Source organism: Mesorhizobium sp. M8A.F.Ca.ET.021.01.1.1, assembly GCF_003998025.1.
Lineage (GTDB): Bacteria > Pseudomonadota > Alphaproteobacteria > Rhizobiales > Rhizobiaceae > Mesorhizobium.
This window is the reverse complement of sequence record NZ_RZSJ01000764.1, coordinates 1-2,342: the sequence shown is the minus strand read 5'-3', so window position 1 is coordinate 2,342 and position 2,342 is coordinate 1. Positions and strand designations below refer to the sequence as shown.

Below are 2,342 nucleotides of genomic sequence, written 5' to 3'. Positions count from 1 at the left end.
TGGCGGAAGCCGAACGCGTCCTGGCGGCGCTTCTGGTGACACGCATCTACGACACGGCGCGGCTTGGCGACAGGATGTGGAGCGAACGCAGCGAGCATTTCCACGAAACATGGCGGACACTTGTGGCGCGCCATGGCGGGCGCTGCGCGGACATGCACGGCGAAATGATGATTTCGCGCTTCGACGGCCCGGGGCGTGCCTTACGCTGCGCGGCGGCGTTACGCGACGCGGCGCAGCAAATCGGGGTGGCAAGCACGCAAGGGGCGCATGTCGGCGAGATCGAATCGCGTGGGGCCCCAGCAGGATTGACGGGCCGCGTGACGATACAGCTCGCCGCTCACGCAGGGCGCGGCGAGATATTGGCGTCGAAGCTGGTCGCCGATCTGGCAGTCGGCTCGGGACTTCATTTCGTCGATCGCGGGCGTGTCGACATCGACGAGTTGGAGGAGCCGCTGGCGCTCGTACTTGCGATGTCCGAACAGCACCTGGAGCCGGCCTGCCGGCCGAAGACCAGGGCGACCGAACCGGCTTGCCTGACCACACGCGAGAGCGAAGTCGTGAGTTTGATCGCCGATGGCAAGAGCAATGCGGCGATCGCCGCTGAACTCAGGCTGAGCGAACACACGGTCAAGCGCCACGTCGCCAACATACTGCTCAAGCTCGACCTGCCATCGCGAGCGGCGGCGGCGGCATTTTCCATCAGGCACGCTGGCCCGGACGGGCCATGAGTGCCATGGCGCTTTCGGGCGAAGCGGCCATACCGATGTAAGCGCTATCAATCTCCCCATGCAGGCCACGCGGATATCACCCGGAAGGCGCTGCGAACGGAGGATGAAATGCCCAAGTCAAAGCTGAATCTCAGATTACTTGTGATCGCGGCAGGCATTGGCGCGCTGTCAACGCTCTCTCCAGCAAAAGCCGAGGATGCATCGGCGACCGCCGCCTACAAGGACATCCAGGCAACGCTCGGCTCGGTGCCGGATATGTTCAAGACACTGCCCGACGTCGCCATCGCCGGCGCCTGGGCCGAGATCAAGGGCGTCCAGCTCAACCCCAAGACCGCGCTCGACGGCAAGACCAAGGAGTTGATGGGGCTCGCGGTCGCGTCGCAGATCCCGTGCCAGTATTGCATCTATTTCCACACCGAAGCCGCCAAGCTCAACGGCGCCAGCGACGAGGAGATCAAGGAGACGATCGCGATGGCGGCAATCGTTCGCCATTGGTCTACAATCCTCAACGGCAACCAGGTCGATCTCGCGACCTTCAAGAAGCAGACCGACGACGTGTTCGCGGCCGTGAAGGCCAAGTCGCAGTGAAGACCCCGGCCCGGCGATGAGCGCCGGGCCGCACCTCAAAGCATCAACCGCCCGATCGTGTAGATGGGCATATGGAGGATGAAATGCTGACCAAGACCCAAATAGTGGACGGCCCGGCGATCAAAAAGGCGATCGAAGGCCGTGATGGAAAGACGCTGTCGAGCTTCTATGCCGACGATGCGCTGGTGCGGGTGATCGACCGCAACAACCCGCCGAGCAAGCCACGCGAAATCCGTGGGCGCGCGGCGATCACGACGTTCTGGGACGATATCTGCAGCCGGGCAATGACCCACAAGGTCGACACCACCATCGCCAGCGGCGACAGCCTCGCCTTCACCCAGGCCTGCGCCTATCCGGACGGCACGAAAGTGTTCGCCGCGGCGATGCTGGAGCTGAAGAAAGGGCAGATCGCACGGCAGACCGTCGTGCAGGCCTGGGACGAGTAGATCAACCGCGGGCTCAACCGCAATCTCGGAGGAGAACCAACATGTTCAGCGCCAGATGGCAGATCGACGCCAAGTTCGGACACAAGCAGACCGTGCTCGAATTGCTCAGGAAATGGGAACGCGAGATCGGTTCGCAGGTCGGCCTCGCCGACCTGAAATTCCAGATCATGACCGGATCGATCGGCGCGCGCGAGGCGACGGTCGAGTCGCATCACGAGGTCGAAAGCCTGGCCAAGCTGGAAGAATTCTTCGCCAAGATCGGCAAGATCGACGCGCACGCCAAATGGGGCAAGGAGATGGAGCCCTATGTCGTGTCGGGCACCAGCCTGTGGAACATTTATCGCATCGTGGAGTAGGCAAACGCGTCCGCACCTCTCCCCTTGCGGGAGAGGTCGGATTGCCCCGATTTGTCCTTCACAAATCGGTTGGCAATCCGGGTGAGGGGTAAGTTGGCGCCAAGCTGGAACACCCCTTGTGTGTTTGGAATCGTGCATTGTTGAGGGTGCCACGGACCAGGTGCTTGCCTGATCCGTGGCGGCGGTCGAGAGCCCGTCACCCCTCAGGTGGCTTAAACCGTGGA

4 protein-coding genes are annotated in these 2,342 nt (G+C 62.7%); all 4 read left to right on the top strand.

Annotation, left to right across the window (positions count from 1 at the left end):
- On the top strand, positions 1–728 hold a 728-nt coding region (locus EOA36_RS33505), incomplete at its 5' end, for a LuxR C-terminal-related transcriptional regulator (RefSeq protein WP_245464541.1).
- Between the two features lie 108 nt (positions 729–836).
- Positions 837–1,316: a carboxymuconolactone decarboxylase family protein gene (locus EOA36_RS33500; protein WP_127281017.1), complete on the top strand. Its 480-nt coding sequence runs from the start codon at positions 837–839 to the stop codon at positions 1,314–1,316.
- Between the two features lie 83 nt (positions 1,317–1,399).
- Positions 1,400–1,762, top strand: coding sequence for a nuclear transport factor 2 family protein (locus EOA36_RS33495; RefSeq protein WP_127281016.1), 363 nt, complete (start codon positions 1,400–1,402; stop codon positions 1,760–1,762).
- 41 nt (positions 1,763–1,803) lie between these two features.
- On the top strand, positions 1,804–2,118 hold the full coding sequence (locus EOA36_RS33490; protein ID WP_127281015.1) for a hypothetical protein: 315 nt from the start codon (positions 1,804–1,806) through the stop codon (positions 2,116–2,118).
- Positions 2,119–2,342 lie beyond the last annotated feature (224 nt).

Excerpts from the sequence above, each read along its gene's own strand:
- EOA36_RS33500 (WP_127281017.1), top strand. The coding sequence starts at position 837 with ATGCCCAAGTCAAAGCTGAATCTCAGATTACTTGTGATCGCGGCAGGC.
- EOA36_RS33495 (WP_127281016.1), top strand. The coding sequence starts at position 1,400 with ATGCTGACCAAGACCCAAATAGTGGACGGCCCGGCGATCAAAAAGGCG.
- EOA36_RS33490 (WP_127281015.1), top strand. The coding sequence starts at position 1,804 with ATGTTCAGCGCCAGATGGCAGATCGACGCCAAGTTCGGACACAAGCAG.